The sequence below is a fragment of the Yoonia sp. TsM2_T14_4 genome (assembly GCF_049602355.1).
Classification (GTDB): domain Bacteria; phylum Pseudomonadota; class Alphaproteobacteria; order Rhodobacterales; family Rhodobacteraceae; genus Yoonia; species Yoonia vestfoldensis_A.
Genome location: NZ_CP187137.1, coordinates 2347227 through 2371704, shown reverse-complemented (window position 1 = coordinate 2371704; position 24478 = coordinate 2347227). Strand labels below are relative to the sequence as shown.

General features: G+C 60.9%; 27 protein-coding genes. 13 read left to right on the top strand and 14 right to left on the bottom strand.

Annotated features, from left to right (window positions below):
* The first annotated feature begins 128 nt into the window (after nucleotides 1–128).
* The 4 genes from uvrC (at nucleotide 129) to ACPF9B_RS11760 (ending at nucleotide 3358) form a co-directional block, all read left to right on the top strand.
* A complete protein-coding gene (gene uvrC / locus ACPF9B_RS11775) occupies nucleotides 129–1997 on the top strand; it encodes an excinuclease ABC subunit UvrC (RefSeq protein WP_424177583.1) in 1869 nt (622 codons plus the stop codon).
* Between the two features lie 88 nt (nucleotides 1998–2085).
* Nucleotides 2086–2676 carry a CDP-diacylglycerol--glycerol-3-phosphate 3-phosphatidyltransferase gene (pgsA, locus tag ACPF9B_RS11770; protein ID WP_213395615.1) on the top strand — a complete coding sequence of 197 codons (591 nt, stop codon included), beginning with the start codon at nucleotides 2086–2088 and terminating at the stop codon, nucleotides 2674–2676.
* Entirely contained in the window at nucleotides 2673–2918 is a 246-nt protein-coding gene (gene moaD, locus ACPF9B_RS11765) for a molybdopterin converting factor subunit 1 (RefSeq protein ID WP_213395614.1), read from the top strand. Before pgsA ends, moaD begins: the two co-directional genes overlap by 4 nt.
* Nucleotides 2918–3358, top strand: a complete 441-nt coding sequence (locus ACPF9B_RS11760) for a molybdenum cofactor biosynthesis protein MoaE (RefSeq protein WP_424177580.1) — start codon at nucleotides 2918–2920, stop codon at nucleotides 3356–3358. Before moaD ends, ACPF9B_RS11760 begins: the two co-directional genes overlap by 1 nt.
* On the opposite strand, the gene ACPF9B_RS11755 is transcribed toward ACPF9B_RS11760, so the two are convergent.
* Nucleotides 3344–3925 carry a DNA-3-methyladenine glycosylase I gene (locus ACPF9B_RS11755; protein WP_424177578.1) on the bottom strand — a complete coding sequence of 194 codons (582 nt, stop codon included), beginning with the start codon at nucleotides 3923–3925 and terminating at the stop codon, nucleotides 3344–3346. The genes ACPF9B_RS11760 and ACPF9B_RS11755 overlap by 15 nt on opposite strands.
* 68 nt (nucleotides 3926–3993) lie before the next feature.
* On the opposite strand from ACPF9B_RS11755, the gene ACPF9B_RS11750 reads away from it, so the two are divergent.
* The 3 genes from ACPF9B_RS11750 (at nucleotide 3994) to phbB (ending at nucleotide 6904) form a co-directional block, all read left to right on the top strand.
* A complete protein-coding gene (locus tag ACPF9B_RS11750; RefSeq protein WP_007206689.1) occupies nucleotides 3994–4800 on the top strand; it encodes an EAL domain-containing protein in 807 nt (268 codons plus the stop codon).
* A 143-nt stretch (nucleotides 4801–4943) separates the two neighbouring features.
* Nucleotides 4944–6119 (top strand): acetyl-CoA C-acetyltransferase, encoded by a 1176-nt coding sequence (locus tag ACPF9B_RS11745; protein WP_424177576.1) that lies wholly within the window; start codon nucleotides 4944–4946, stop codon nucleotides 6117–6119.
* A 59-nt stretch (nucleotides 6120–6178) separates the two neighbouring features.
* Nucleotides 6179–6904, top strand: a complete 726-nt coding sequence (gene phbB, locus ACPF9B_RS11740) for an acetoacetyl-CoA reductase (protein ID WP_007206691.1) — start codon at nucleotides 6179–6181, stop codon at nucleotides 6902–6904.
* A 92-nt stretch (nucleotides 6905–6996) separates the two neighbouring features.
* Here the strand turns inward: phbB and ACPF9B_RS11735 are convergent, their stop codons facing one another.
* The 3 genes from ACPF9B_RS11735 to ACPF9B_RS11725 all read right to left on the bottom strand — a co-directional run bounded on the left by ACPF9B_RS11735 (nucleotide 6997) and on the right by ACPF9B_RS11725 (nucleotide 8248).
* Entirely contained in the window at nucleotides 6997–7164 is a 168-nt protein-coding gene (locus ACPF9B_RS11735; protein WP_007206692.1) for a DUF465 domain-containing protein, read from the bottom strand.
* A gap of 117 nt (nucleotides 7165–7281) precedes the next feature.
* A complete protein-coding gene (locus ACPF9B_RS11730; RefSeq protein WP_424177573.1) occupies nucleotides 7282–8058 on the bottom strand; it encodes a tRNA1(Val) (adenine(37)-N6)-methyltransferase in 777 nt (258 codons plus the stop codon).
* Nucleotides 8030–8248, bottom strand: coding sequence for a DUF2007 domain-containing protein (locus ACPF9B_RS11725; RefSeq protein WP_007206694.1), 219 nt, complete (start codon nucleotides 8246–8248; stop codon nucleotides 8030–8032). The genes ACPF9B_RS11730 and ACPF9B_RS11725 overlap by 29 nt, the downstream gene beginning before the upstream one ends.
* Before the next feature lie 55 nt (nucleotides 8249–8303).
* Here ACPF9B_RS11725 and ACPF9B_RS11720 point away from each other — a divergent pair, with 55 nt between their 5' ends.
* The gene (locus ACPF9B_RS11720) at nucleotides 8304–9302 is read left to right on the top strand and encodes a polyprenyl synthetase family protein (RefSeq protein WP_007206695.1); all 999 of its coding nucleotides are present in this window, start codon (nucleotides 8304–8306) and stop codon (nucleotides 9300–9302) included.
* 79 nt (nucleotides 9303–9381) lie between these two features.
* On the opposite strand, the gene ACPF9B_RS11715 is transcribed toward ACPF9B_RS11720, so the two are convergent.
* From ACPF9B_RS11715 to map, 3 genes are all read right to left on the bottom strand, one after another.
* A complete protein-coding gene (locus ACPF9B_RS11715; RefSeq protein WP_424177570.1) occupies nucleotides 9382–10416 on the bottom strand; it encodes a TRAP transporter substrate-binding protein in 1035 nt (344 codons plus the stop codon).
* A gap of 78 nt (nucleotides 10417–10494) precedes the next feature.
* Nucleotides 10495–11994 carry an alpha/beta hydrolase gene (locus ACPF9B_RS11710; RefSeq protein WP_424177568.1) on the bottom strand — a complete coding sequence of 500 codons (1500 nt, stop codon included), beginning with the start codon at nucleotides 11992–11994 and terminating at the stop codon, nucleotides 10495–10497.
* Nucleotides 11995–11997: 3 nt separating this feature from the next.
* Complete coding sequence (map, locus tag ACPF9B_RS11705) at nucleotides 11998–12789, bottom strand: type I methionyl aminopeptidase (RefSeq protein WP_424180421.1); 792 nt, start codon at nucleotides 12787–12789, stop codon at nucleotides 11998–12000.
* Nucleotides 12790–12926: 137 nt separating this feature from the next.
* Between map and ACPF9B_RS11700 the strand changes: the two genes are divergently transcribed.
* From ACPF9B_RS11700 to ACPF9B_RS11685, 4 genes are read left to right on the top strand one after another with little or no spacing between them, the layout of a single operon-like run.
* Nucleotides 12927–13649 (top strand): competence/damage-inducible protein A, encoded by a 723-nt coding sequence (locus tag ACPF9B_RS11700; protein ID WP_040482991.1) that lies wholly within the window; start codon nucleotides 12927–12929, stop codon nucleotides 13647–13649.
* Complete coding sequence (locus ACPF9B_RS11695) at nucleotides 13646–14401, top strand: GNAT family N-acetyltransferase (RefSeq protein WP_424177566.1); 756 nt, start codon at nucleotides 13646–13648, stop codon at nucleotides 14399–14401. Before ACPF9B_RS11700 ends, ACPF9B_RS11695 begins: the two co-directional genes overlap by 4 nt.
* Nucleotides 14376–14942, top strand: a complete 567-nt coding sequence (locus ACPF9B_RS11690) for a peroxidase-related enzyme (RefSeq protein WP_040482992.1) — start codon at nucleotides 14376–14378, stop codon at nucleotides 14940–14942. The genes ACPF9B_RS11695 and ACPF9B_RS11690 overlap by 26 nt, the downstream gene beginning before the upstream one ends.
* A complete protein-coding gene (locus ACPF9B_RS11685) occupies nucleotides 14939–15862 on the top strand; it encodes an OmpA family protein (protein WP_424177564.1) in 924 nt (307 codons plus the stop codon). Before ACPF9B_RS11690 ends, ACPF9B_RS11685 begins: the two co-directional genes overlap by 4 nt.
* Before the next feature lie 5 nt (nucleotides 15863–15867).
* Here ACPF9B_RS11685 and ACPF9B_RS11680 read toward each other — a convergent pair whose 3' ends face one another.
* The 7 genes from ACPF9B_RS11680 to ilvD form a co-directional block, all read right to left on the bottom strand.
* Nucleotides 15868–16533: a GGDEF domain-containing protein gene (locus ACPF9B_RS11680; protein WP_424177562.1), complete on the bottom strand. Its 666-nt coding sequence runs from the start codon at nucleotides 16531–16533 to the stop codon at nucleotides 15868–15870.
* 160 nt (nucleotides 16534–16693) lie between these two features.
* The gene (locus ACPF9B_RS11675) at nucleotides 16694–17599 is read right to left on the bottom strand and encodes a LysR family transcriptional regulator (protein WP_424177560.1); all 906 of its coding nucleotides are present in this window, start codon (nucleotides 17597–17599) and stop codon (nucleotides 16694–16696) included.
* Nucleotides 17600–17784: 185 nt separating this feature from the next.
* On the bottom strand, nucleotides 17785–19809 hold the full coding sequence (locus ACPF9B_RS11670) for an FAD-dependent oxidoreductase (RefSeq protein ID WP_424177558.1): 2025 nt from the start codon (nucleotides 19807–19809) through the stop codon (nucleotides 17785–17787).
* Nucleotides 19810–19916: 107 nt separating this feature from the next.
* Nucleotides 19917–20282: a hypothetical protein gene (locus ACPF9B_RS11665; protein WP_007206706.1), complete on the bottom strand. Its 366-nt coding sequence runs from the start codon at nucleotides 20280–20282 to the stop codon at nucleotides 19917–19919.
* A 10-nt stretch (nucleotides 20283–20292) separates the two neighbouring features.
* Nucleotides 20293–21066: a DUF6478 family protein gene (locus ACPF9B_RS11660; protein ID WP_424177555.1), complete on the bottom strand. Its 774-nt coding sequence runs from the start codon at nucleotides 21064–21066 to the stop codon at nucleotides 20293–20295.
* A gap of 28 nt (nucleotides 21067–21094) precedes the next feature.
* On the bottom strand, nucleotides 21095–21679 hold the full coding sequence (locus tag ACPF9B_RS11655) for a hypothetical protein (RefSeq protein ID WP_007206708.1): 585 nt from the start codon (nucleotides 21677–21679) through the stop codon (nucleotides 21095–21097).
* Nucleotides 21680–21683: 4 nt separating this feature from the next.
* Entirely contained in the window at nucleotides 21684–23417 is a 1734-nt protein-coding gene (gene ilvD / locus ACPF9B_RS11650) for a dihydroxy-acid dehydratase (RefSeq protein WP_424177553.1), read from the bottom strand.
* Between the two features lie 108 nt (nucleotides 23418–23525).
* Between ilvD and ACPF9B_RS11645 the strand changes: the two genes are divergently transcribed.
* Complete coding sequence (locus ACPF9B_RS11645; protein ID WP_424177551.1) at nucleotides 23526–24431, top strand: lysostaphin resistance A-like protein; 906 nt, start codon at nucleotides 23526–23528, stop codon at nucleotides 24429–24431.
* The last annotated feature ends 47 nt before the right edge of the window (nucleotides 24432–24478 follow it).

The following is a 24478-nucleotide window of genomic DNA, read 5'->3' as shown; positions in this document are numbered from 1 at the left end:
GGAAACAAGGATAATTTCCGTAAACCAGCAGTTCGTCCACCGACTTATCCACAGAAACGGTGGATGTCTTTTCTCTTGTCCCTGCCGCGTTACCATTGCAGCGCCGCTAGAATCAAAGAAGCCCGCGTATGACCGATAACGGACCCCCAACTGCGCGCACCGGATATGACGTGATCCACGGCTATCTGCGCAGCCTTGATTCCTCGCCGGGGGTGTACCGGATGCTGGATGCGGATAGCCGTGTTCTGTATGTGGGCAAGGCCCGCAACCTGCGCGCACGGGTCAGTAATTATGCGCGCCCCGGCCCGCATTCGCCGCGCATCGCGCGGATGATTTCGGAAACCGCGTCGATGATGTTTCTGACGACGCGGACGGAAACCGAAGCCCTGTTGCTGGAACAAAACCTGATCAAGCAGCTGAAGCCGCGTTACAACGTGCTTTTGCGCGACGACAAAAGCTTTCCCAATATCCTTGTGACCAAGGATCATGATTTCCCGATGATCCGCAAACACCGCGGCGCGAAAAGCCAGAAAGGGGATTATTACGGCCCCTTCGCCGGTGCCGGTGCGGTCAATCGCACGCTGTCGCAGTTGCAGCGTGTGTTTTTGCTGCGCAATTGTTCGGACAGCGATTTTGAAACCCGCACGCGTCCCTGCCTGCAATACCAGATCAAGCGGTGTTCCGGCCCCTGCTGCGGGATGATCAGCAAGCCGGATTATGCCTTGTCCGTGAAAGAGGCCGAGAATTTCCTGCAAGGCCGCACCAAGGGTATTCAAGAAGCCTTGGCCGCCCAGATGCAGGCCGCCAGCGAAGAGATGCTGTTCGAACGCGCCGCGGCGCTCCGCGACCGGATCAAGGCGCTGACGCAGGTGCAATCGGCGCAGGGCATCAATCCGCAGAATACGGCAGAGGCTGATGTCATTGCGCTGCACACCGATGGCGGGCAGGCCTGTGTGCAGGTGTTCTTCATCCGCGCCAACCAGAACTGGGGCAATCACGATTATTACCCCCGCATCAGTGGCGAAGAGGATATGGCCGAAGTGATGGAGGCTTTCGTCGGCCAGTTTTACGCAGGCCGCGAACCGCCGCGCATGTTGATCCTGTCGCATGGTTTGGACAATGACGATCTGATGGCCGCCGCCTTGGCCGAAAAGGCGGGTCGCAAGATCGAGATCGTGGTCCCTCAGCGCGGCGAAAAGGCCGAATTGGTGCAGAACGCCCTGCGCAATGCCCGCGAAAGCCTGGCGCGCAAGATGTCGGAAACCGCGACGCAATCGCGCCTGTTGAAAGGGCTGGCAGAGGCGTTTGATCTGCCCAAGGTGCCGCAGCGCATCGAGGTGTACGACAACAGCCATATTCAAGGCGCGCATGCTGTCGGCGCGATGGTCGTGGCGGGGCCTGACGGGTTCGACAAGAACCAGTATCGCAAGTTCAACATCCGCGGCGAAGACCTGACCCCCGGCGATGATTTCGGAATGATGAAAGAGGTGCTGACCCGTCGTTTCCAACGCCTGATCAAGGAAGACCCTGACCGCAGCACTGGCACATGGCCTGACCTGTTGCTGATCGACGGCGGCCAAGGGCAGGTATCCGCCGTGCGCCAGATCATGGATGACATGGGCGTTAGCGACATCCCGATGGTCGGCGTGGCCAAGGGGCTGGACCGCGATGCCGGCAAAGAGGAATTCCACCGCACTGGCAAACCGGTCATGGCGCTGCGCCATAATGATCCGGTGCTGTATTTCATCCAGCGCATGCGCGACGAGGTTCACCGTTTCGCCATTGGCACCCACCGTGCGAAACGGTCCAAGGCCATCGGCGCCACGCCGCTGGACGATGTGCCGGGTGTCGGGGCGACACGCAAACGCGCGCTTTTGGCGCATTTCGGATCGGCCAAGGCGGTGGCCCGCGCCAATCTGGCGGATCTGAAGGCCGTGGATGGCGTCTCGGCGAATATGGCGCAGGTGATCTACGATTATTTCCACGAACAGGGATAAAAACTTTTATGCCTCCGGCGGGGATATTTGGGCTCGGAAGATGGGGGTGCTGGTGTCTGGGGCAAAGCCGGTTTATTGTGCGCCCATTATGCTGTCATTGCCCAATATCCTGACGATCCTGCGACTGGCCGCGGCACCCGGTGTTGTGATCATGTTTTTGTATTTCAACCGGCCTGCGGCTGACTGGTTCGCGCTGGTCCTGTTTGTCACGGCGGCGCTGACTGATTTTCTGGACGGCTATCTGGCCCGCCGCTGGAAACAGGAAAGCAAGCTGGGTGCGATGCTGGACCCGATTGCCGACAAGGCGATGGTGGTGATCGCGCTTTTGGTGATCACCGGGTTTTCCGGCATGGACCCCTATATCCTGTTGCCCGCCACGGTGATCATGTTCCGCGAAGTGTTCGTGTCGGGCCTGCGCGAGTTTCTGGGCGATACCGCGGGCCTGCTGAAAGTCACGCAATTGGCCAAGTGGAAAACCACCGCGCAGATGGTCGCCATTGCGATCCTGTTCGCCAAGGGTGCTTTTGAGCATTATGACGGGGTCGAGGCGCTGTCGACATTTGTGACTTGGTGGGTCGGGATTATCGCGCTTTGGATTGCGGGTATTCTGACCCTGCTGACGGGGTGGGATTATTTCCGCAAGGCGCAACCATATCTGGTGGGGGGACCGGTACAATGAACGTGATGTATTTCGCTTGGGTCCGCGAACGGATCGGCGTGCCGCAGGAAAAAGTGCAGACCAAGGCCGCGACGGTCGCTGATCTTGTTGCCGAACTTGTCGCGCGCGAGGATCGCTATGCCGCTGCTTTTGCCGATATCAGCGCGCTTCGCGTTGCGGTGGATCAGGAACTGGCGGATTTCGATGCCCCGCTTGCCGGTGTGCGCGAGGTTGCGTTTTTTCCGCCGATGACGGGCGGCTGATGCAGGTCCGCGTGCAACAGGCCGCCTTTGATCCCGGGGCGGAATTGGCCGGTTTCGCCGTGGGGCGTCGGGATATCGGCGCCATCGTCAGTTTCACCGGCGTCGTGCGCGATACATCGGGCGATCTGCGGCATATGATGATCGAACATTACCCCGGCATGACCGAACGCGCGATCACCGGTATTCTGGATCAGGCCGTTGCGCGTTGGTCGCTGGCCGATGCGCTGGTGATCCACCGCTTTGGCGCGCTGGAACCGGCGGCCCCGATCATGATGGTCGCCACCGCCGCCGCCCACCGAGCCGAGGCCTTTGCCGCCGCTGATTTCCTGATGGATTACCTGAAATCCCGCGCGCCGTTCTGGAAAAAGGAAGTCACCTTGTCCGGTGCCGCATGGGTGGCGGCGAAAGATGCTGACGAGGCCGCGCTAGACCGCTGGTGAACGTGCAAGTGCTGCGCAGGCGGCGTGGCGCGGGCAGGATGTGACATGGTTGTTGATCAACCCCGTTGCCTCCATGAACGCATAGACGATCGTTGGCCCGCAGAATTTGAACCCTGCTTTTTTCAGGTCTTTGGACATCTGCACCGATAGGGCGGATTGCGTCGGCATCGCGCTGCGGTCGGGCAGGGTTGTCTGTAAGGGCGCGCCATCCACATAGGCCCACAAATAGCTGGCAAAGCCTTGCGCGGCTTCGATTCGTTGCCAGGCGCGGGCATTGGTGATCGTGGCCTCGATCTTGCCGCGGTGGCGGATGATGCCGGGGTCGGCCAGCAGACGGCGCACGTCATCCTCGCCCCAACCTGCGATGATGTCAGGGTCGAAGCCTGCAAAGGCCGCGCGGAAATTATCGCGCTTTTTCAGGATCGTGATCCAGGACAGCCCCGCCTGAAACCCGTCCAGCACCAGTTTTTCCCACAAGGCACGGCTGTCATATTCGGGCACGCCCCATTCGGTGTCGTGATAGTCGATATAAATCGGGTCGGGTCCGGCCCAGTCGCAGCGTGCCATGATCGGCTCCCTTAAGGCTTTTTTAGCAGCATTGGTCCAAGGTGCAGCAGTCACTATGGATGAACAGGATGACGAAAGCCACGCTTTCCAGCACGGATATCGCCGATCTGCCTGTGGCCGATCCGCTGCTTTATGCCTTGGCCAGCCGGGACAGCGATGTCGTGGCGCTGGTGCGCGATGCGCTGGCGGCGGATCGGGCCAGTCTTGCGTTTCATCCGATTGTCACCACCGACCCTGTGCCGCAGATCGCCTTTCACGAAGGGCTGATCCGGCTGCATGACGACGCTGGGCGGATCATTCCGGCGGCGCATTTCATGGGGCTGGTCGAAGATACGGCCATGGGCCGCGAGATTGATTGCGTCAGCCTGACGCATGCGCTGCGGCACCTGCGGCGCAACCCCACCCTACGCCTGTCGATCAATCTGTCGGCGCGGTCGGTCGCGGATGGCGAATGGCGGCGCATTCTGGATGGGGGTTTGCGTGACCATGCCCGCCTGGGCGATAGGCTGATTTTCGAGATTAGTGAAACATCCGCCATGATGCTGCCCGATGTGATGATCCGGTTCATGGCCGAAATGCAGCCCAAGGGCGTGGCCTTTGCGCTGGACGGGTTCGGGGCCGGCATGACCGCGTTTCGCCATCTCAAGGATTTCTTTTTCGACCTTGTGAAGATCGACAAAGGCTTTGTGCGCGGCATTGACCAGAATCCCGATAATCAGGTGCTGGCCGAAGCGCTGATCACCGTGGCGCATCATTTCGAAATGTTCGCAATTGCCGATGGTGTCGAAACCGAGGAAGAGGCGGCATTTCTGCGCAGTATTGGTGCCGATTGCCTGCAAGGCTATCTTTACGGCGTGCCACGTTTCACTTTTTGACCGCAGCAGCGGCGCGCCCGAAATTGAATTGCCCTCTTTCCTGCAACCCAATAGCATGTCTGAAACGGGAGGAAGTGGGCTTGCGCCGGTCGGCGTGTAGGCCGCGCGTCCTTTCGGTGGCACAAACCTAAAGGAACTATTCCATGACCAATGTTGTTATCGCATCCGCAGCACGTACCGCTGTCGGCAGCTTCGGTGGCGCCTTTGCGACCACGCCCGCGCATGATCTTGGGGCGGCTGTCCTGTCAGAGGTTGTCGCCCGTGCAGGCATCGACAAATCCGAAGTGAGCGAGACGATCCTTGGTCAGGTCCTGACCGCAGCACAAGGCCAGAACCCCGCCCGCCAGGCGCATATCAACGCCGGTCTGCCGATCGAAGCTGCGGCCTGGAGTATTAACCAAGTTTGTGGGTCAGGTCTGCGCGCCGTTGCATTGGGCGCGCAACATATCCAGCTGGGCGATGCCGACATCGTGTTGGCGGGTGGTCAGGAAAACATGACGCTCAGCCCGCATGCTGCCTATCTGCGCGCGGGCCAGAAGATGGGCGATATGTCCTATATCGACACGATGATCCGTGACGGGCTGTGGGATGCGTTCAACAATTACCACATGGGCCAAACGGCGGAAAACGTGGCCAACCAGTGGCAAATCACCCGCGATATGCAGGATGCATTTGCCGTCGCATCCCAGAACAAGGCCGAAGCCGCGCAAAAGGCCGGCAAATTCGCGGATGAGATCATGGCGTTTACCGTCAAGACCCGCAAAGGCGATATCATCGTCGACCAAGACGAATATATCCGCCACGGTGCCACCATCGACGCGATGCAGAAACTGCGCCCCGCCTTTACCAAGGACGGGTCGGTCACGGCGGCCAACGCCTCTGGCCTCAACGACGGGGCCGCTGCAACCTTGCTCATGTCCATCGAAAACGCCGAAAAGCGCGGGATCGAACCGCTGGCGCGGATCGCGTCTTATGCCACTGCCGGGCTTGACCCGTCGATCATGGGTGTGGGGCCTGTCATGGCCAGCCGCAAAGCCTTGGCCAAGGCCGGGTGGAGCGTCGAAGACCTTGATCTGGTCGAGGCGAACGAGGCTTTTGCCGCACAAGCCTGTGCCGTGAACAAGGACATGGGCTGGGATCCTGCCATCGTCAACGTGAACGGCGGCGCCATCGCCATCGGCCATCCAATCGGCGCATCCGGTGCGCGCATCCTCAACACCCTGCTGTTCGAGATGAAGCGCCGCGATGCCAAGAAAGGTCTTGCCACGCTGTGCATCGGGGGCGGCATGGGTGTCGCGCTTTGCGTCGAACGGTTCTGATGACAGGGGCGGTCGGTTAACGGCCGCCCTGACGACAATAACAACAGGGAGGAGAAACTATGGGACGTGTGGCACTGGTCACGGGGGGGTCGCGCGGTATTGGCGCGGCGATTTCAACAGCTTTGAAGGATGCAGGCTATACCGTTGCCGCGACCTATGCGGGCAATGACGAAAAGGCAGCCGCCTTTACCGCCGAAACCGGCATCAAGACCTACAAATGGGATGTCGGCAATTACGAGGCTTGCGCCGCAGGCATCGCCGAGGTCGAGGCTGATCTGGGGCCGGTCGAAGTGCTGGTCAACAACGCGGGCATCACCCGTGACGCGCCATTCCACAAGATGACGCCGCAGCAATGGCAAGAGGTGATCAATACCAACCTGTCGGGCGTGTTCAACATGACCCATCCGGTCTGGCCCGGCATGCGCGACCGTAAATTTGGCCGGATCATCACGATTTCGTCGATCAACGGGCAAAAGGGCCAGTTCGCGCAGGCAAATTATGCCGCTGCCAAGGCCGGTGACATCGGTTTCACCAAGGCGCTGGCACAAGAAGGCGCGCGCGCGGGCATCACTGTCAACGTCATCGCCCCCGGCTATATCAACACCGAAATGATGAGCACGATCCCCGAAAAAGTCATGAACGAGGTGATTCTGCCGCAGATCCCCGTGGGCCGTCTGGGCGAGGCATCCGAAATCGCGCGCGCGGTGGTGTTTCTGGCCTCCGATGATGCGGGTTTCGTCACCGGATCGACGATTTCGGCCAATGGCGGGCAATATATGTGCTGACCACAGTCAGTGCAGAATGATGAAAGGCCGCGCCATCATTGCGCGGCCTTTTGGTTTACGCTGGCAGCCCGTGGGCCGGCCTCAGCGTCTATTCAATGGGTTGCAAGACGGGTGATCTCCTCCTTGATCTGCAACTTTTTCTTCTTGAGTTTTGCCAGCTCAAGATCATCAACGCCGGGCGCGCGTTGCATCACCTCGACATGGTCCGAGAGGGTTTGGTGCTTTTTCTTCAGTTCCTGCAAATGCGAACTCAAGCTCATGATCTTCCTCCTGCTGGTTAAACGTAACGGAATTGCAACACGTTTCCGCCTGTCTGTCACGCGGCAGTGCAGCAATTCCCCCTATTTGCATTTCACCAGCCAGAACTTGCCAAAACATTAACGGCCCATGGGCAGATCGGCGCCGCTGCGTAAAATAGCGCCGACCAGCGGGGTATAGCTGTCCTTGTCGCCGTCATGCGCGATGCCTATGTGCGTTTCCAGCGCGGGCAGCAGGCAGAACGGTGCGCGCCCTTCCTGCCTTGCGCGCAGGATGAATAGCCCCGGCGCCCGCGCGGTGCGCCCCGCGATGGGCAAAACCACCACTGAGCCCAGCCGTCCTTGCAGGGCTGACAGAACCTCGGGCAGGCGTTCGATACGCTGGATCAGGGTCAAATAGCCTTTGGGCGCAAGCCGGCGCGCGCCAATGTCCAGCCAATCCGCCAAGGGCGTGTCGCCCCCCAGCGCGGTATCGCGGCCGGGATCGCTGGCCGCTGTGCCACTGTCACGGTCGAAATAGGGCGGGTTCATGATGACATGATCGAATCGTCTCTGGCGCAGACCCGCAGGCAGCGCGCGCAGATCGGCGGTGATCACCTCCAGCGGCAGATCATTTGCAGCGGCATTGCGCCGCGCAAGATCCGCATATTCGGTCTGCACTTCGACGCCAGTCAGCGCCAGCCCCGGCACCCGCCGCCCCAGACACAAGGCCGCCGTGCCCACCCCACACCCGAGTTCCAGCACCGATTGGCCGGCGCGCGCGGCGATACTGGCGGCCAGCAGCACAGGATCGACGCCTGCACGATAGCCGTGGCGCGGCTGCAAAATCTGCAAACGCCCGCCCAAAAAGGCGTCACAGGTCACATCTTCAGCCACGCCCCAGATCAATCTCGCCATCGCGCATCACGGCTTCGGCCATGAACAAGTCGCGGTCATGCACCATCAGGCGGCGCGGCATGATGCCGATACTGCCTTCCATGATGCTCATATTGTCGTCGAAGGTGAACCAGTCTATACCTTCCGCGTCTAACAGGGCGGTTGCAAAGGCGATGACGGTCACGTCATTGGTGCGTAAAAGCTCTTTCATACCCAAGGATTACGGCGGCGCTCCGCCCTTGTCCATTCACATGACGGAACCTTGTATGAGCCTCGATCACGCCGCCACCAAACCCCATGAACAATTGGCGGCCGCCTTGGCGGATGACCTGACAGCGGTCAATGCGATGATCCGCGACCGCATGGCCTCTGAACATGCACCACGCATCCCACAGGTCACCGCCCATCTGGTCGAGGCGGGCGGCAAACGCCTGCGCCCGATGCTGACCTTGGCTGCTGCGCGTATGTGTGGCTATGACGGGCCTTACCATATCCATCTGGCGGCAACGGTGGAATTCATCCACACCGCCACCCTGCTGCATGATGATGTGGTCGACGAAAGCAGCCAGCGGCGCGGTCGCCCCACGGCGAACCTGCTCTGGGACAATACATCCAGCGTGCTGGTCGGCGATTACCTGTTCGCGCGATCGTTCCAGTTGATGGTGGAAACAGGCTCATTGCGGGTACTCGATATCCTTGCCAACGCCTCGGCCACGATCGCCGAAGGCGAGGTGCTGCAATTGACCGCCGCCGCCGATCTGGCCACGACCGAAGACATCTACATCAAGGTCGTGCGCGGCAAGACCGCCGCCCTGTTTTCCGCCGCGATGGAAGTCGGCGGCGAGATTGCAGGACAAGACCCTGCCATCAAACAGGCTTTGTTCGATTACGGCGATGCCTTGGGCATATCGTTCCAGATCGTCGATGACCTACTGGATTACGGCGGCACCAAGGCCACCGGCAAGAATGTGGGCGACGATTTCCGCGAACGCAAACTGACCCTGCCGGTGATCCGCGCGGTTGCGGCTGCGGATGCCGATGAACGCGCCTTTTGGGAACGGACGATTCAAAAGGGCCGTCAGCAAGACGGTGATCTGGATCATGCGATTGCCCTGCTGCACCGGCACGGCACGCTGGAAAGCACCCGTCAGGATGCGATTCTCTGGGCGGCCAAGGCCAAGGAGGCGCTGGGCGTAATCCCCGACCATGCGCTGAAAACCATGCTGGTCGATCTGGCCGATTATGTCGTCGCCCGGCTGACCTGACACCGCGCACTTCTTATTTCCAAAAATACTCCGGGGTGAACCCCGGATGTAATCCGGGGGAGGGGCAGAGCCCCTTTCTTTATTGCCCGATATTTGCCTCCACCGCGAATTGTGCCGCCGCGACCAGCGCCGCACCGTCATAGCCTTTGGCGTCCATCTCCGCGATCCAGCGGCTGGTGACACCGGCACCAACAGCCATGATTTCTGCGGTCTCCGCCGCCGAAAGTTCGGCAATCGTGTTGCCGCTGGCAGCCATCACGTCGCGCCCGACAGCATCGCCTGTGTCATGCGCGCGCCCGGCCCAGCGGCTGGCCATCAGGCCGGAATTGGCGTCGATCACCGCGCGCAGATCATCGGGCAGCGCGTCATAGGTCGCCTTGTTCATCGCCCACAGGAAATACAGGTTATACAGCGACCGGTCGCCCGCCACATCGGTATGGCTGTCGGTCAATTCATCCAGCTTGAGCGACGGGGCCTGTTCCCAAGGGATCACGCCGCCATCGACGACACCGCGTGCAATCGCCTCGGGGAATTGCGGCACGGGCATGCCGACGGGCGATGCGCCCAGTTCTTCCAGCAACAATGTCGCGGTGCGCGACGGGCCGCGCAGTTTCAGCCCGGCGAAATCTTCTATCGTCGCGGGCGCGTCCCCGCGTTTGTGTAAAATACCGGGGCCATGCATATGGGCGGCGATGATATGGATATCGGCGAAGTCATCCACCAGGTAATCCTGCGTGAATTCCCACGCCGCCGCACTCGCCTCTTGTGCCGATTTGGTGGTCATGAAGGGCAGTTCCAGCGCCTCGGCCTCGGGAAAGCGGTTGGGCTGATAGCCGGGGATTACCCAGCCGCCATCAATCGCACCGTCGCGGATCAGGTCATATTGGTTGGTGGCGGACCCGCCCAATTGCATAAAAGGGTATATTTCGACCTTGATCCGCCCGCCGGATTGTTCGGCAATCGCGTCGGCCCAAGGCTGCATGAAATAGGTCGGGTTGGCACTGGCGGGCGCAACAAAGTGCTGGAACCGCAATGTGACCTCTTGGGCAAAGGCGGGTGTCGTCAGCACCAGCAAAGCCAGCGTGGCATGGGAGAGCAGGTGCATCGCGTGCATCCTTTCATGATAATGGGGGGGAAAGGTGTCGCCGCTAGCAACGGCACAAAGATAACGAAGCGCCCCGCGATTGCAAGATCACACTGCGAAAAGCGGAAATGTCATGCCCAAAGCCCAGCCTAGAAACACGCCAAGGCCCACGCCCGCCGCGATCGGCCGCTGCGTCGCCCGCCCGATCCAGCCGCCCAATGTGCCGAACAGCACAAAGAACAACAAGATGATCGGCAGGATCAGCAGCAGGAAAAACAGCCCCTCGATATCCAGCGCCGTGGCGATGCCAAGCGAGACCAGCGCATTGGTGCGCACCACCAGCACCCGCCACAAAGGCGCGCGGCCTGCTTCGGTCAGATAGGCATCGGCCAGCATGAACGGCACCGCCCCCGCCGCGATGGCAAGCACGATCCATATCCGCGCACCGATGGCGAAAAAGGAGGCCACATAGATGTCCAGCATGCTTCCGAAAACGCCGATGCAGAACACCGCGATCGGCAGCGCCAGCAGCAATCCTGTCGCGTCCCAGCGCAAGGCCCCCGCGCGGGCAAGAAACGAAAGTCCAATCAGCCCGAACAGCGCGAAATGCAAGGCAAGGTAATCCGCGACCAGCACAGGCAGAAATCCGATCTCGAACGGCCACAGGATCAGCGGCGTCAGGATCGTCGGCACCAAGCTCGCGGCCCAGAACGTGCCCCGCGGCAACCGCTTGGGTGGTTTGGCCGCACGCAAAGGCCGCGCCAGCTGCGCCAAGGGCCATGCGAGGGCGGTCACACTGACGATCAGCAGCGCGATCCAGCCACCGCGTGCGGCGACGGGCGTGGCGTGCGGGCGGGCGAACACCGCGTTCAGCCAGTCGCGTGTCTCAACCATGCTGGTCGGAGCATAGAGCACGCCGACATGTTCCACCGACGGGGCCAGCACCGCGCGCCGCCCTGTCCCTGCCGCCGGATCGCCCAAGGTCTGCGCGAAACGCGCGTCAGGGTCGCTCAAGCGTAGGACGCGCAGCCCCTCGGCTGCCAGTGCGGTTTCCCATGCGCCGTTGATGACCAGCAGATTGGCGGGCGCATCCGCCGTCACTGCGGTCGAGAACATGGATACCGCCACGGTCGCATCCACGCGGCTGTCAGCGATGGCTTGGCGTACAATGATGTCGGACGCCATCGAATGACCCAGCAGCGCCAATTGCCCGTTCGCACCGTGTAGGCCCAAGCTTGCGTCAATCACGCGGCCCAATTCCGCGACCAAGAGCCGCGTGGTGCCATCGATCGATGCCACATCGCCCGACATTGGCACCGGATTGCGCCCATGCCCTTCCAGATCATAGCTTGCAACGATGTAACCTGCCTGCGCCAGCGTCTGTGCAAAACCGATCATCAACTGGCGCGATCCGGCAAAGCCATGGGCGATCACGACCACGGGGGCGTCGGTGACATCGGGCCGCGATACCACGGTGACAGGGGTTTCGCCCACGGCCAGGTCGGATGTGACCAGCCCCGCGCCTGCCTGTTCCAGCCGGAATATCGACAGGCCCGCAAGGGCCAGTGACACGATCAGGACAAGCCAAGGCCAGAACCGGTGCCCCATCGCTCAGGCGGGATAGGTCGGGTGGAACAGCCCCTTGGGCGAAGTGGTAAAGATCTCGCACCCGTCGGCGGTAATCCCCACCGAATGTTCAAACTGCGCCGAAAGCGATTTGTCGCGTGTCACGGCGGTCCAGTCATCGGCCAGGACCTTGGTTTCAGGGCGGCCAAGGTTGATCATCGGCTCGATGGTAAAGAACATGCCTTCTTCCAGCACGGCCCCGGTACCGGCGCGCCCGTAATGCAGCACATTGGGCGGCGCATGAAACACGCGGCCCAAGCCATGCCCGCAGAAATCGCGCACAACCGACATCCGGTGGCTTTCGGCATAGGCTTGGATCGCATGGCCGATATCGCCAAAGGTATTGCCGGGCTTGGCGGCGGCGATCCCTTTCATCAAGGCGGCATGGGTCACGTCGATCAGCCGTTCGGCCTTGCGCGATACGCTGCCCGCAACATACATCCGGCTGGTGTCGCCATACCATCCATCCACGATGACGGTGACGTCAATGTTCAGGATATCGCCATCCTTTAACACCTTGTCGCCGGGGATGCCGTGGCAGACGACGTGATTGACCGAAATGCAGCTGGCGTGCTGATAACCCTTATAGCCGATGGTCGCGGAGATCGCACCGGCGTCGGCGACCATCTGGGTGATCAGGCGGTCCAGCTCACCCGTGGTCTGGCCAGGGGTCACATGCCCTGCTATCTCGTCAAGGATCATGGCCGCCAGCGCGCCGGCCTTGGCCATGCCGTCGAAATCGGCGGGTTCATAAATCCGGATGCCGTCTTTGGTCATGCGGCCTTTGTTGGTGTCCACGTCGCGTATCCTTTGCCATATGCGGGTCGATATATGGGAAGTCGTGCCAAAGTTCTAGGGCATGGCAAAGCGCGTGCCACGATCTATAAAGCAGGTGACTTCACAGGAGACGACACATGCCCAACCCTACTGCCGCCATGCTGGTGATCGGCGACGAAATCCTTTCGGGCCGGACCCGCGATGCCAATATGCACCATCTGGCGGGGCGGCTGACCGAGATCGGCATCGATCTATGCGAGGTTCGCATCGTCAGTGACCATGCCCCCGCGATCATCGCCGCGGTGCAGGCGCTGTCGGTAGAGTATGATCATGTGTTCACCAGCGGTGGTATCGGGCCGACGCATGATGATATCACCGCCGATTGCATTGCCGCCGCCTTTGGCGACACGATTGACGTGCGCGATGATGCGCGCGCCTTGTTGCAGGCGCATTACGACCGGTCGGGGCAGGAGTTGAACGAGGCCCGTTTGCGCATGGCCCGTATCCCCGCGCGTGCCACGCTGATCGACAATCCCGTCAGCACCGCACCTGGGTTCAGCATCCGCAATGTGCATGTGATGGCGGGCGTGCCGATGGTGTTTCAGGCGATGGTCGCCAGCGTTCTGCCGACCCTGACAGGCGGCGCGCCGCTTTTGTCCCGCACGCTCGAGGTGATCCGCGGCGAGGGCGATATCGCCGGGCCTTTGGGTGCGTTTGCCGCCGATCATCCCGATCTGTCGGTGGGGTCCTATCCGTTTCAACGCAACGGTGTTTACGGCGCGAACCTTGTGATCCGGGGCGCGGATCAGGCCGCGGTCGAAGCCGCCTTTGCGCGTCTGCAAGACCTGTTCGCCGCATGAGCCTGCCATCTGCGCAATATTGCTATCAGGTGATCGCAGGCACATGGCCACCCGCAGCGCAGCGCAATATCGGGCCTTGGACGATCCGGCTTGATGCCAGCAACAGCAGCCGCGTTTGCGCCGCTACGGCGCAGGGGCCGTGGACCGCCAATGACATCACGCTGGCCGCCACCACCATGCGCGCGGCAGGGCAGACGCCGCTGTTCATGATTCGCGCAGGCGAGGGCGCGCTTGATGACGCGCTGGCGCAGCGCGGCTATGTGATCAAGGACCCCGTCAATATCCATGCCGCCGCCTTGGATCAGATCGCCACCCAGCGCCCGCCCCCTGTGACGACCTTCGAGGTCTGGCCACCGCTTGCGGCACAGGAAGAGATTTGGGCCGCAGGGGGGATCACCGCAGGCAGGCTTGCCATCATGGACCGTGCGCCGATGCCGAAAACCACGATCCTTGGGCGGATCAACGACCGGCCCGCAGGCACCTTGTTCGCAGCTATCCACGGGGATTGCGTCATGGTGCATGCCGTCGAAATCGCGGCGGCGCATCGCAGGCAAGGATTGGCACGGCATATGATGGTCGCCAGCGCCTTCTGGGCGCGGGGGCAGGGTGCGCGCTGGCTGACGCTGGTCGCGACGCAGGCGAATACTGCCGCCAATGCGCTCTATGCTTCCCTCGGGATGGAGGTTGTGGGACAGTATCATTATCGCATCATGCCGGAGAACAGCCTTGACCGACCAACCCACCGCCCTTGACTTGCCGATGGTCGATCCGCTGCCGGAGCCGACCCAGAAATACTTTGACATCTGTCAGGAAAAGCTGGGGTTCGTGCCGAATGTCCTGCGCGCCTATGCTTTTGATATCGACAAGCTGAACGCGTTTACCGCGCTGTATAACGATGTGATGCTGGCCCCATCCGGCCTGTCCAAGCTGGACCGCGAAATGATCGCGGTCGCGGTGTCGTCGGCCAATAAATGTTACTATTGCCTGACGGCGCATGGGGCTGCGGTGCGGCAATTGTCAGGCGATCCGGCCTTGGGCGAAATGCTGGTGATGAACTGGCGGGTGGCCCCGCTGGATGCGCGCCAGGCGGCGATGCTGCTATTTGCCGAAACCATGACGCTGGCCAGCGCGACGATCACCGAAAAAGACCGTGACGCGCTGCGGCAGGTCGGGTTTTCGGATCGTGACATCTGGGATATCGCCGCTGTCGCAGGGTTTTTCAACATGACCAACCGGATCGCATCAGCGACCGATATGCGCCCGAACGACGCCTATCACGCGCAGGCCCGATGATCAGACTTGCGGCAGGTTTGTTTGCGCTTTGGGGCATGTCAGCGCAGGCGCAAGTGCTGGAGCTTCCGGCGGACGCCGTGTTGCAGGCCGCAGGTGATCTTCATCTGGACAGCTATGCCTTGCCAACGGGTATTTGGGCCGATGGGGCGGTGCCTTTCCTGCCGGTCGAAGGGTATGTGACGCAGCAGGCTTGGCGGATTGCGACGCAGTCTTTGACCACGTTGGCATTGTTGCGCCCATTGCGCGACCAATTGCGCGATGCGCGTTTCCGCATCCTGTTCGAATGCCAGACAGAGGCCTGCGGCGGGTTCGACTTTCGCTTTGCGATCGATACCTTGCCGCCACCGGAAATGCAGGTGAATATTGGCGATTTCAGGTATCTGGCGGCGGAACGCACGACAGCGGACGGGCTGGAATATCTGACGCTCGTCATCAGTCGGATGGCTGACGCCAGCTTTGTGCAGATCACGCAGATCACACCCACGGGCTTGGATATGCAGCCTTTGGCCACGGCGACAGCTGCGCCGGTCGGGCAGGCCAATGGCAGCCTTGCGCAGCAATTGGATGATCTGGGGCATGCGATCCTGCGTGATCTGGATTTCACGATAGGCTCTGCCCAATTAAGCGAGGCCGCATTCGCATCGCTGGCCGAACTGGCAGCCTATCTTGCCGCCTATCCCGACAGGTCGGTTGCCTTGGTCGGCCATACCGATTCCGCCGGTGCGCTGGACATCAACATCGCGCTGTCACAGCGCCGTGCAAGGGCCGTTCTGGACCGGCTTGTCACCAGGCACGGCGTTAACAGGCGCCAGCTCGCGGCCGAAGGTATGGGTTATCTTGCGCCGATTGCGTCTAATCAGACGGAAACGGGACGCGATGCCAACCGGCGGGTCGAAGTCATCGTCACATCGACGGATTAGCGCGATCACAGAGCCAACCGAATCTGGCCGCTGTCAAAAACAGGCTCTGCAAATACCACGCGCGCGCGGCCTTCTGATTTGGCCTGATACAACGCCTTGTCCGCAAGGCTGAGCGAAACCTCCAATGGCGTCTCGGGCGAGGTAATGACAGCACCGATTGATAGCGTGATAGTCAGATGCGCAGGTCCGACGCGAAACGGAATGGGTTTGGTCAGGCGTTCACTAATCACGCGGGCGTGGTCGGGCTTTGCATCAGCCAGCAGGATGGCAAATTCCTCGCCCCCAATCCGACCGCTGACATCGCCCACACGCAGGTTGCGTGAAAGCATGTAAGAAATTGCTTTCAAACAGATATCACCAGCCTGATGGCCATACGTGTCATTGATCTGCTTGAAGTGATCTGCGTCAAGCATCAACAAGATGCCTGTTTTACATTGTCGGCTTCGCGTGCTGGCCAGGTCGAAGAAGGTCCGCCTGTTGTTCATCCCGGTCAGCCAATCCTTGCGCGACATGAATGACAGCCGGCGTTGCAGCTGTGCCTGATACATCATCACCCCGAACAGCAAACATAACAACGGCATAGCGACAAAGACCGCCCTTGCAATACCATAGAGGAATGGAACATCCGGCAGAAGCGGCGCAATAATGACGGAAAACACGATATTGGCCAAGGACAGCGCAGCGGTAAACAAAAGCACACGCGTGACCACGCCCAGCCGGCTGCGGGGCGCAAGAAGCTTGATCATCTTTTCCATAAACGCCCCTCGATCGACAGGCGCAGCTTATCCGGCACGGATTAACAGATCGTTGCTCACATCAAGCTTGGCGCTGCTACCAGCGATCGGGGCCTTTGCCGGCAAATGTGCGTGACAGAAAATCGACGAAAGCACGGACTTTTGGCTGTGTGAAATGCCCTTGCGGGTAAACGGCAAAAATCCCCTGGGTTTCAATTGGCAAGTCTGGGATCGCCTCTGCGACCAGACCTTTGCGCATGGCGTCGGCGTAGAGAAAACTGGGCAGATAGGCGATGCCAAGCCCGCCGATACAGGCGTTCAGCAGCGATTGCCCGTCATTCACCGTCAGCCAGCCGGCCGTGCGGACCTGCCGCCTTTCGCCCGATGGCGCGGTCAGTTTCCAGACCGCGGAATTGGCCTGGTTGGAATAATGCAGTAACTTGTGATTGTTCAGATCGTCGATTTTGTTGGGACGGCCGTATTGTGTGAAATAGTCGGGGCTTGCGATCATGCGCCGTGTGGTTTCGGTCAGTTTGTGCGCGCGCAAGGTGCTGTCTTCAAGCTCACCAATCCGCACCGCCATGTCGAACCCTTCCGAGATCAGTTCCACATAGCGGTTGTTCAGCACCATGTTCACGGTGATTTCGGGATAGGCGCCCAGAAATGCGCCCAGAACCTGCGACAGGTGATTCACCCCGAAATCGGTGGCCACGCTGATCCGCAACAACCCCGAAGGTGCTGTCTGCATGGATGTGACCAGCGCATCGGCTTCGCCCGCATCGTTCAGCACACGGCGCGCGCGGTCGTAATAGGCCAGCCCGATTTCCGTGGGGCTGACGCGGCGGGTGGTCCGGTTCAAAAGCCGCGCACCCAGCCGCGCCTCTAGCGCGGACACATGTTTGGAGACGGCCGATTTGGAAATCCCCATCCTTTTCGCCGCATCGGTAAAGCCACCCTGATCAACAACCGTTGCAAAGGCTTCCATTTCCGTGAGGCGATCCATTCCCGACTTCCAACTTACTTGTGCCATTCAGACAATCCTGCCGCCTAATTCAGGCAGGAATGGGACAAATGCCTGACAATATGGGGGAAGAGATCGGCTTTGGTGACAATCTGGAAACAGAAAATGGCAAAGACCCCTGCCGATTTAGGGGTATTCACCACAGGCTTGGCTGTGGCTTTGTGGCGCTAGAGCGTTGCCGCCAGCCGTGTGCCTTGGTCGATGGCGCGTTTTGCGTCTAGTTCAGCCGCTACATCCGCGCCGCCGATCACATGCACGTTTTGCCCTGCTGCGATCAGCTGGTCGGCAAGGCCGCGTTCGGGCAACTGACCGGCGCAAAGCACGATCGTATCGGCCGCGATAAGCTTGGGATCGCTGCGATCCGCGCCATGGCTGATATGCAATCCCGCTGCGTCGATCTTTTCGTAATTCACGCCGCCAATCATCTGCACATTCTTCATCTGCAGGCCTGCACGGTGAATCCAGCCTGTTGTCTTGCCCAGCCGCTTGCCCAGCTTTTCGGCCTTGCGCTGCAACAGCGTCACTTGGCGCACCGGTGCATCGGGCTGTGGGCCTTCTGCGCGCAGGCCGCCGCGCACCTCGGCGGGGTCGCCCACGCCCCATTCCTGCAACCAGTCGGGCAGGTGGTCTGTCGGGCTGTGGTCGGTCACCAGAAATTCCGCCACATCGAACCCGATCCCGCCCGCCCCGATGATGGCGACCTTGTCGCCGACCGTTGCCGCGCCGCGCAGCACGTCGATATAGGACACGACATTGGGGCCATCCTGCCCCGGTATTGCAGGATCACGCGGCAGCACGCCTGTTGCGATGATGATTTCGTCAAAACCGGCCAGATCATCTGGTGTCGCGACACGGCCCAGCGCCAGTGTGACGCCTGCCTTGGCGACCATTGTGTCGTAGTAATCAACAAGGCCCCAGAATTCCTCTTTGCCGGGCACCTGTTTGGCAAGGTTCAGCTGCCCGCCGATCCGGTCTGATTTGTCGAACAGCGTGACATGATGCCCGCGCTCTGCGGCGGTCAGGGCGGCGGACAGGCCCGCAGGGCCAGCGCCGATGACAGCGATCGTTTTGCAGGTTGTCGCGGGCGCTATGGTCAGTTCGGTTTCATGGCAGGCGCGTGGATTGACCAGACAGGACGACAGTTTGCCGCTGAAGGTGTGATCAAGGCAGGCCTGATTGCAGGCGATGCAGGGCGTGATTTCGGCAGCCTTGCCCGCCGCGGCCTTGGCCACGAAATCAGGATCGGCAAGGAAAGGCCGCGCCATGCTGACCATATTGGCGCAGCCTTCGGCCAGCACCTGTTCAGCCACGTCGGGGGTGTTGATCCGGTTCGATGTGATGATCGGGATCGACACTTCGCCCATCAATTTCTGCGTGACCCATGCAAATGCGCGGCGCGGCACGGATGTGGCGATGGTGGGAATCCGCGCCTCGTGCCAGCCGATGCCGGTGTTGAGGATGGTCGCCCCTGCTTCCTCGATCGCCTTTGCAAGCTGAACGACCTCTTCCCAAGTCGATCCGTTGGGGATCAGGTCGATCATCGACAGCCGGTAGATCACGATGAAATCGAGGCCCACGGCGGCACGCACGCGGCGCATGATTTCGACCGGCAAGCGCATCCGGTTTTCATAAGACCCGCCCCAGCGGTCGGTGCGTTTGTTGGTATGGGTGACCAGAAACTGGTTGATGAAATAGCCTTCGGACCCCATCACCTCGACCCCGTCATAGCCTGCTTCGCGGGCGCGGGTGGCGGCGGTGACAATATCGCTGATCTGCTTTTCGATCCCGTCCTCGTCCAATTCCTGCGGCGCGAAGGGCGAGATCGGGGATTTGATTGCAGAAGGCGCCACGCATTTGGGACCATAAGCATAGCGGCCTGCATGCAATATCTGCATCGCGATCTTGCCGCCTGCATCATGGACGCGGGTTGTGACGATGCGGTGGTTGGCAATGTCTTTATCGGTATAAAGCCCTGCCGCACCCGGGAAAACGCCGCCTTCGGTGTTGGGGGCCATCCCGCCGGTGACCATCAGCGCGACACCGCCGCGCGCGCGGGTGGCATAGAATGCGGCAACGCGGTTCCAATCGCCGGTTTCTTCCAGACCGGTATGCATTGACCCCATCAGCACGCGGTTCTTGAGCGTGGTAAACCCCAGATCAAGCGGTGCAAGAAGATGTGGATATTGCGTCATGGCGGGCCTCTCTGGTTATGCAAAGAATGGCCAAAGCTGCCCGCCGCGTCACGCCCAACGTGGCGTCACATCACCAGATGGATCACCAGCGGGAAACCGCAAGCAGCCTAATCCGTTTTGGGATGATGTTGCTGGCGGAATGCAGCTTTCAGCAGGTCAAGTTCGCAGCGCAAAAGGTCGATTTCCGCGCGGATGTCATCGGCCAGCGCTGCACCCGACAGGATGGCCAGACTGCCGATGGTGATGCCGTCCGCGCTGCGGATCACGATGGTTTGCAATCCGTCATGCAAGATCGCGGCTGGCACCGGCAGGCTGCATCGCCAGCTGTCTGGCCCTGACCCTTGGGTGCAGCGCAGATCGGGCAAAACCTGTCCTTCATGGCTGGCGATCAGGTCGGGTGTCGCCGTGCAGGTAACGGTGAACTCCCAGATGCCTGCGCGCAATTGCGATTGTGTCAAAACCGGATGGGACATGAAGCACCTTTCAAACTTGCGCGCGCGGATAGCGGCAGATGGTCAGATCGCGCAGGGTGACGCAGTTCATCGCCGGATTTTCGAACATCAGGTCGATCCAGATATGCTCTGCCCGCTGTTCGTTTAGCTGGGTATAGGCAAGATCGAAGGCGACCGTCGATGGCGCGCCGGTCTGCGGCAGTGGCAGCAATATCTGTTCGGTATTGGGGCCATTGCGCAGGTTCAGCCGCGCAAAGATGCTGATGGGCTGCTCCGCCTCGACCATGGCCGTGAGCGCGATGACATGCTGCTTGCGCAAGCCCGCGCAACTGGCCGCGGGCAGGTCAAGGGCCAGCGACAGATAGCTGCCATCAAAATGGAAAACTTCTATGCGCAAACCAAACGGTGAAATATCAATATCACGCAGGTTTCGGGTTTGGCGGACAGTGATTTGTGATCGCGGGCAATCGTGAAAGATGCCAATTTCTTCTCCGATCCGCGTTGTGTTACGCACCGGTGCGCGCCCGGCTGTATCCAGCTTCCGCCGCCAGACCGCGGGCCGCCATGCCCAATCCGTCCCGACCGGCCGGGCAAAGCTGTCGGACCCGATCAGGGGCAGGGCCAGCCTGTCGTCGGCTTGGTGGCACAGATCCAGCAAGGTGGTTTTCAACTGCCGTGCTTGATAGCGTTGCGCACGCAGGGCGATCAGGTCTGTCTTGTCTGCGCGCCTTGCGGCCGCGCGCCACCGCGCCAGCGCGCCTTTGTGAAACAGTCGGCCCAGCAAACCCTGTGGCGTGATTGGCATCGCTTTGTGGTCCTTTCGGGTGGTCCGTTTATGGCGTGCCTTGCGGCGCTGACAAGCCGCGCAGGACCTGATCCAGCAAGGCGTCACCGCGCGCTGCCGACAATGGCGCGTCATCCAGCCCGCGCACCGACACTGTAACAAGCCGGCCATTTATATCGGTAAAGGCGCGCCATTCGTCAGGGCCAAGCCCGTCCATTGGGGGCGCAGCCGTATCGCGGAAATGGACGGTCACGCGCCCGCCTGACGCTTGCGCGGAAATGACGCTGATCGTCGCACCGCTGCCGTTGCTCAGCAGCCCTGCGCCTTGCGGGCTGGTCAGCAAATCGTGGAGGCTGGTTTCCGCGCCTGTGACCATGGCAGAACCCATGTCCCCGGCCTGCACAATCGCCACGCCAATAATGGATGGCACGGGCGCATCGGTGCCCAGCGTGACACAGGGCGCAAAAACCGCGAAACCGGCGCGCAGGCGGCTGGACACCGGATCAGCACAATAGCCCGCTGGCGGCGTGACCACCAGATCACCGGTCAGCAGCGCCACAGGTTGCGCCACGCCGACAGGATTGCAGGCAGCAAGTGCCGCGATCCCGACCAAGGCGATGGCGCGTCTGAACATGCCCTTACAGGTCCATATAGATGTGTTTTTCGCCCTTGGCACCTGGATGGGTCAATGCGCCCAGACGGGTCGATCCGACCAGCTGTGCATATTTCCACAAGGCTCCCGAGGCATAGATAGTTTCGCGCGGGCCAGCCCAGGTTTTGCGCCGTTCGGCCAGTTCTGCATCGGTCAGCGCCACCGACAATTCGCCGGTGCGCGCGTTCAGCGTGATCATGTCGCCGTCTTTCAACAGCGCGATGGGGCCGCCCTGCGCGGCCTCTGGGCCGACGTGACCCACGCAGAACCCGCGTGTCGCACCTGAAAAGCGGCCGTCGGTGATCAGCGCGACCTTTTTGCCCATGCCTTGGCCCGACAAAGCGGCGGTGGTGGACAGCATTTCGCGCATACCGGGGCCGCCTGCAGGGCCTTCGTTGCGGATAACGATGACTTCGCCTTCTTCATATTGGCGGGCTTTTACGGCCTCGAACGCGTCTTCTTCGCATTCGAACACGCGGGCAGGGCCGGTAAAGATCTGTTCTTCCTCGGACATGCCCGCGACCTTGACGATGGCGCCTTCGGGGGCAAGGTTGCCTTTCAGGCCGACAACACCGCCGGTTTTCGTGATCGGATTGGCGACGGAATAGATGACGCGGTTATCCGCCTCACCCTTGATCATGTCCAGTTCTTCACCGATCACGCGGCCTGTCGCTGTCATGCAATCTTCGTGGATCAGACCGGCCTTGCGCAGTTCTTTCAGCACGACAGGCACGCCGCCTGCCTCGTAAAGATCTTTGGCGACATATTTGCCGCCCGGTTTGAGATCGACGAAATAGGGCGTATCGCGGAAAATCTCGCAGACATCGGACAGATCAAAATCAATGCCAGCCTCGGCGGCGATGGCAGGCAGGTGCAGACCGGCATTGGTGGACCCGCCGGTGCAGGCCACGATCCGTGCCGCGTTTTCCAGTGATTTGCGCGTGACGATATCGCGCGCGCGGATGTTCTTGGCGATCAGGTTCATCACGGCCTCGCCCGAAGCGACACCATATTGATCGCGCGATTCGTAGGGCGCAGGCGCGCCAGAGGAATTGAGCAGCGCCAGACCGATTGCTTCGGACACGCAGGCCATGGTGTTGGCGGTGAATTGTCCACCACAAGCCCCAGCAGAGGGGCAGGCGACGCGTTCAAGGATTTCGAGCTCCGCATCGGTCATATTACCGGCCTGATGCTTGCCCACCGCTTCGAACACGTCTTGGACGGTCACGTCCTGCCCGTTCAACCGGCCCGGCAGGATTGAGCCGCCATAGATGAACACCGACGGCACGTTCAGCCGCACCATCGCCATCATCATCCCGGGCAAGGATTTGTCGCAACCGGCCAGACCGACCAGCGCGTCATAGCAATGGCCGCGCATCGTCAGTTCAACGGTATCGGCAATCGCTTCGCGTGATGCGAGTGACGACCGCATTCCTTCGTGGCCCATGGCGATACCATCGGTGACGGTGATTGTGGTAAATTCGCGCGGCGTGCCTTTGGCGTTCTTGACGCCGACCTTGACGGCTTGGGCCTGCCGGTTCAGCGTGATGTTGCAGGGGGCTGCTTCGTTCCAGCAGGTGGCGACACCGACCCAAGGCTGTGCGATCTCATGTTCGTCCAGGCCCATCGCATAAAAATAGGACCGGTGCGGCGCGCGAGACGTGCCTTCGGTCACGTGGCGGCTGGGCAATTTGGATTTGTCGACACGGTTGCTGGGCATGAAATCTCTCTCCGAAAAACTGTTGGATTTGGTCTAAATAACGGGCGTCAGTGACACAAGCGCGAAACCGCCATTGCGGGCTGTGTGGCTGGGCGTGTAATCAGGGGTATGAATGATCCCTACCGCGCCCATGCCGCGTTCATCCGCCCTGCATGGCCGGTGCGGGACATGTGGCGCGTGTTGACCATGATCTTGCTGGTCGAACTGATTTTCGTGCTGTCCCCTGTCGGTCTGGTCCTGCTTTTGCCGGACGCCGCGCGCGATGCCTATGTCGCAGGGACGAGCGCATTTGGCACGCTGCTGCAATTCTTCAGCTTTGGTGTCGCGGGGCTTGGCCTTGTGGGTTTGTTGCCTGTTTTGCACCGGCGCGGGTTCTGGTCGCTGGTTGGTGGTCGCAGTGCTGCCTGGGCGAAGCTGATACAGGTTGTCTGGGCTGTCGGGTTGGTCCTGCTGGTGGTCGAAATGTTGCCGCCCCGCCCCTTTGCCGATGAAGCGGTGGTGATGCGCGACGTCGGTACTTGGCTTTTGCTGCTGCCTGTCGGTCTGTTGGCGCTTTTGGTGCAGGTCGGCACCGAAGAGCTGTTCTTTCGCGGTTATTTGCAACAGCAATTGGCCTGCCTGTCGCAATCGCGCTGGGCGTGGATGGTGTTTCCCTCGGTCCTGTTCGGGGCGTTGCATTATGCGAACGGCTATGGTCCCGCCGACGGGCTGATCTGGGCGGTTTGGGCAGCCTTGCTGGGGTTGGCCTGCGCCGATCTGACCGCGCGGACTGGCAATCTGGGTGCCGCCATCGGGCTGCATCTGGCCAATAACGCCTTTGCGCTGCTGCTTTACGCGGTCGCGGATTGGACGGCCTCGGGCCTTGCTTTGTTCGTTTATCCCTATGAAGACCCCGCAGCCCTTGATTACAGCCTTGCGACCTTGCTTGATCCGTCGGTGATTGTTCAGGCCCTGACCTTGGGCTTTTGGGTGCTAGTGATGTGGCTGGCCGCACGGATAGCGATCAAGCGCTGATTGCATTTTCACCCGCAGGGTCATATCTGTTTTTGGTCAAGTAGAAG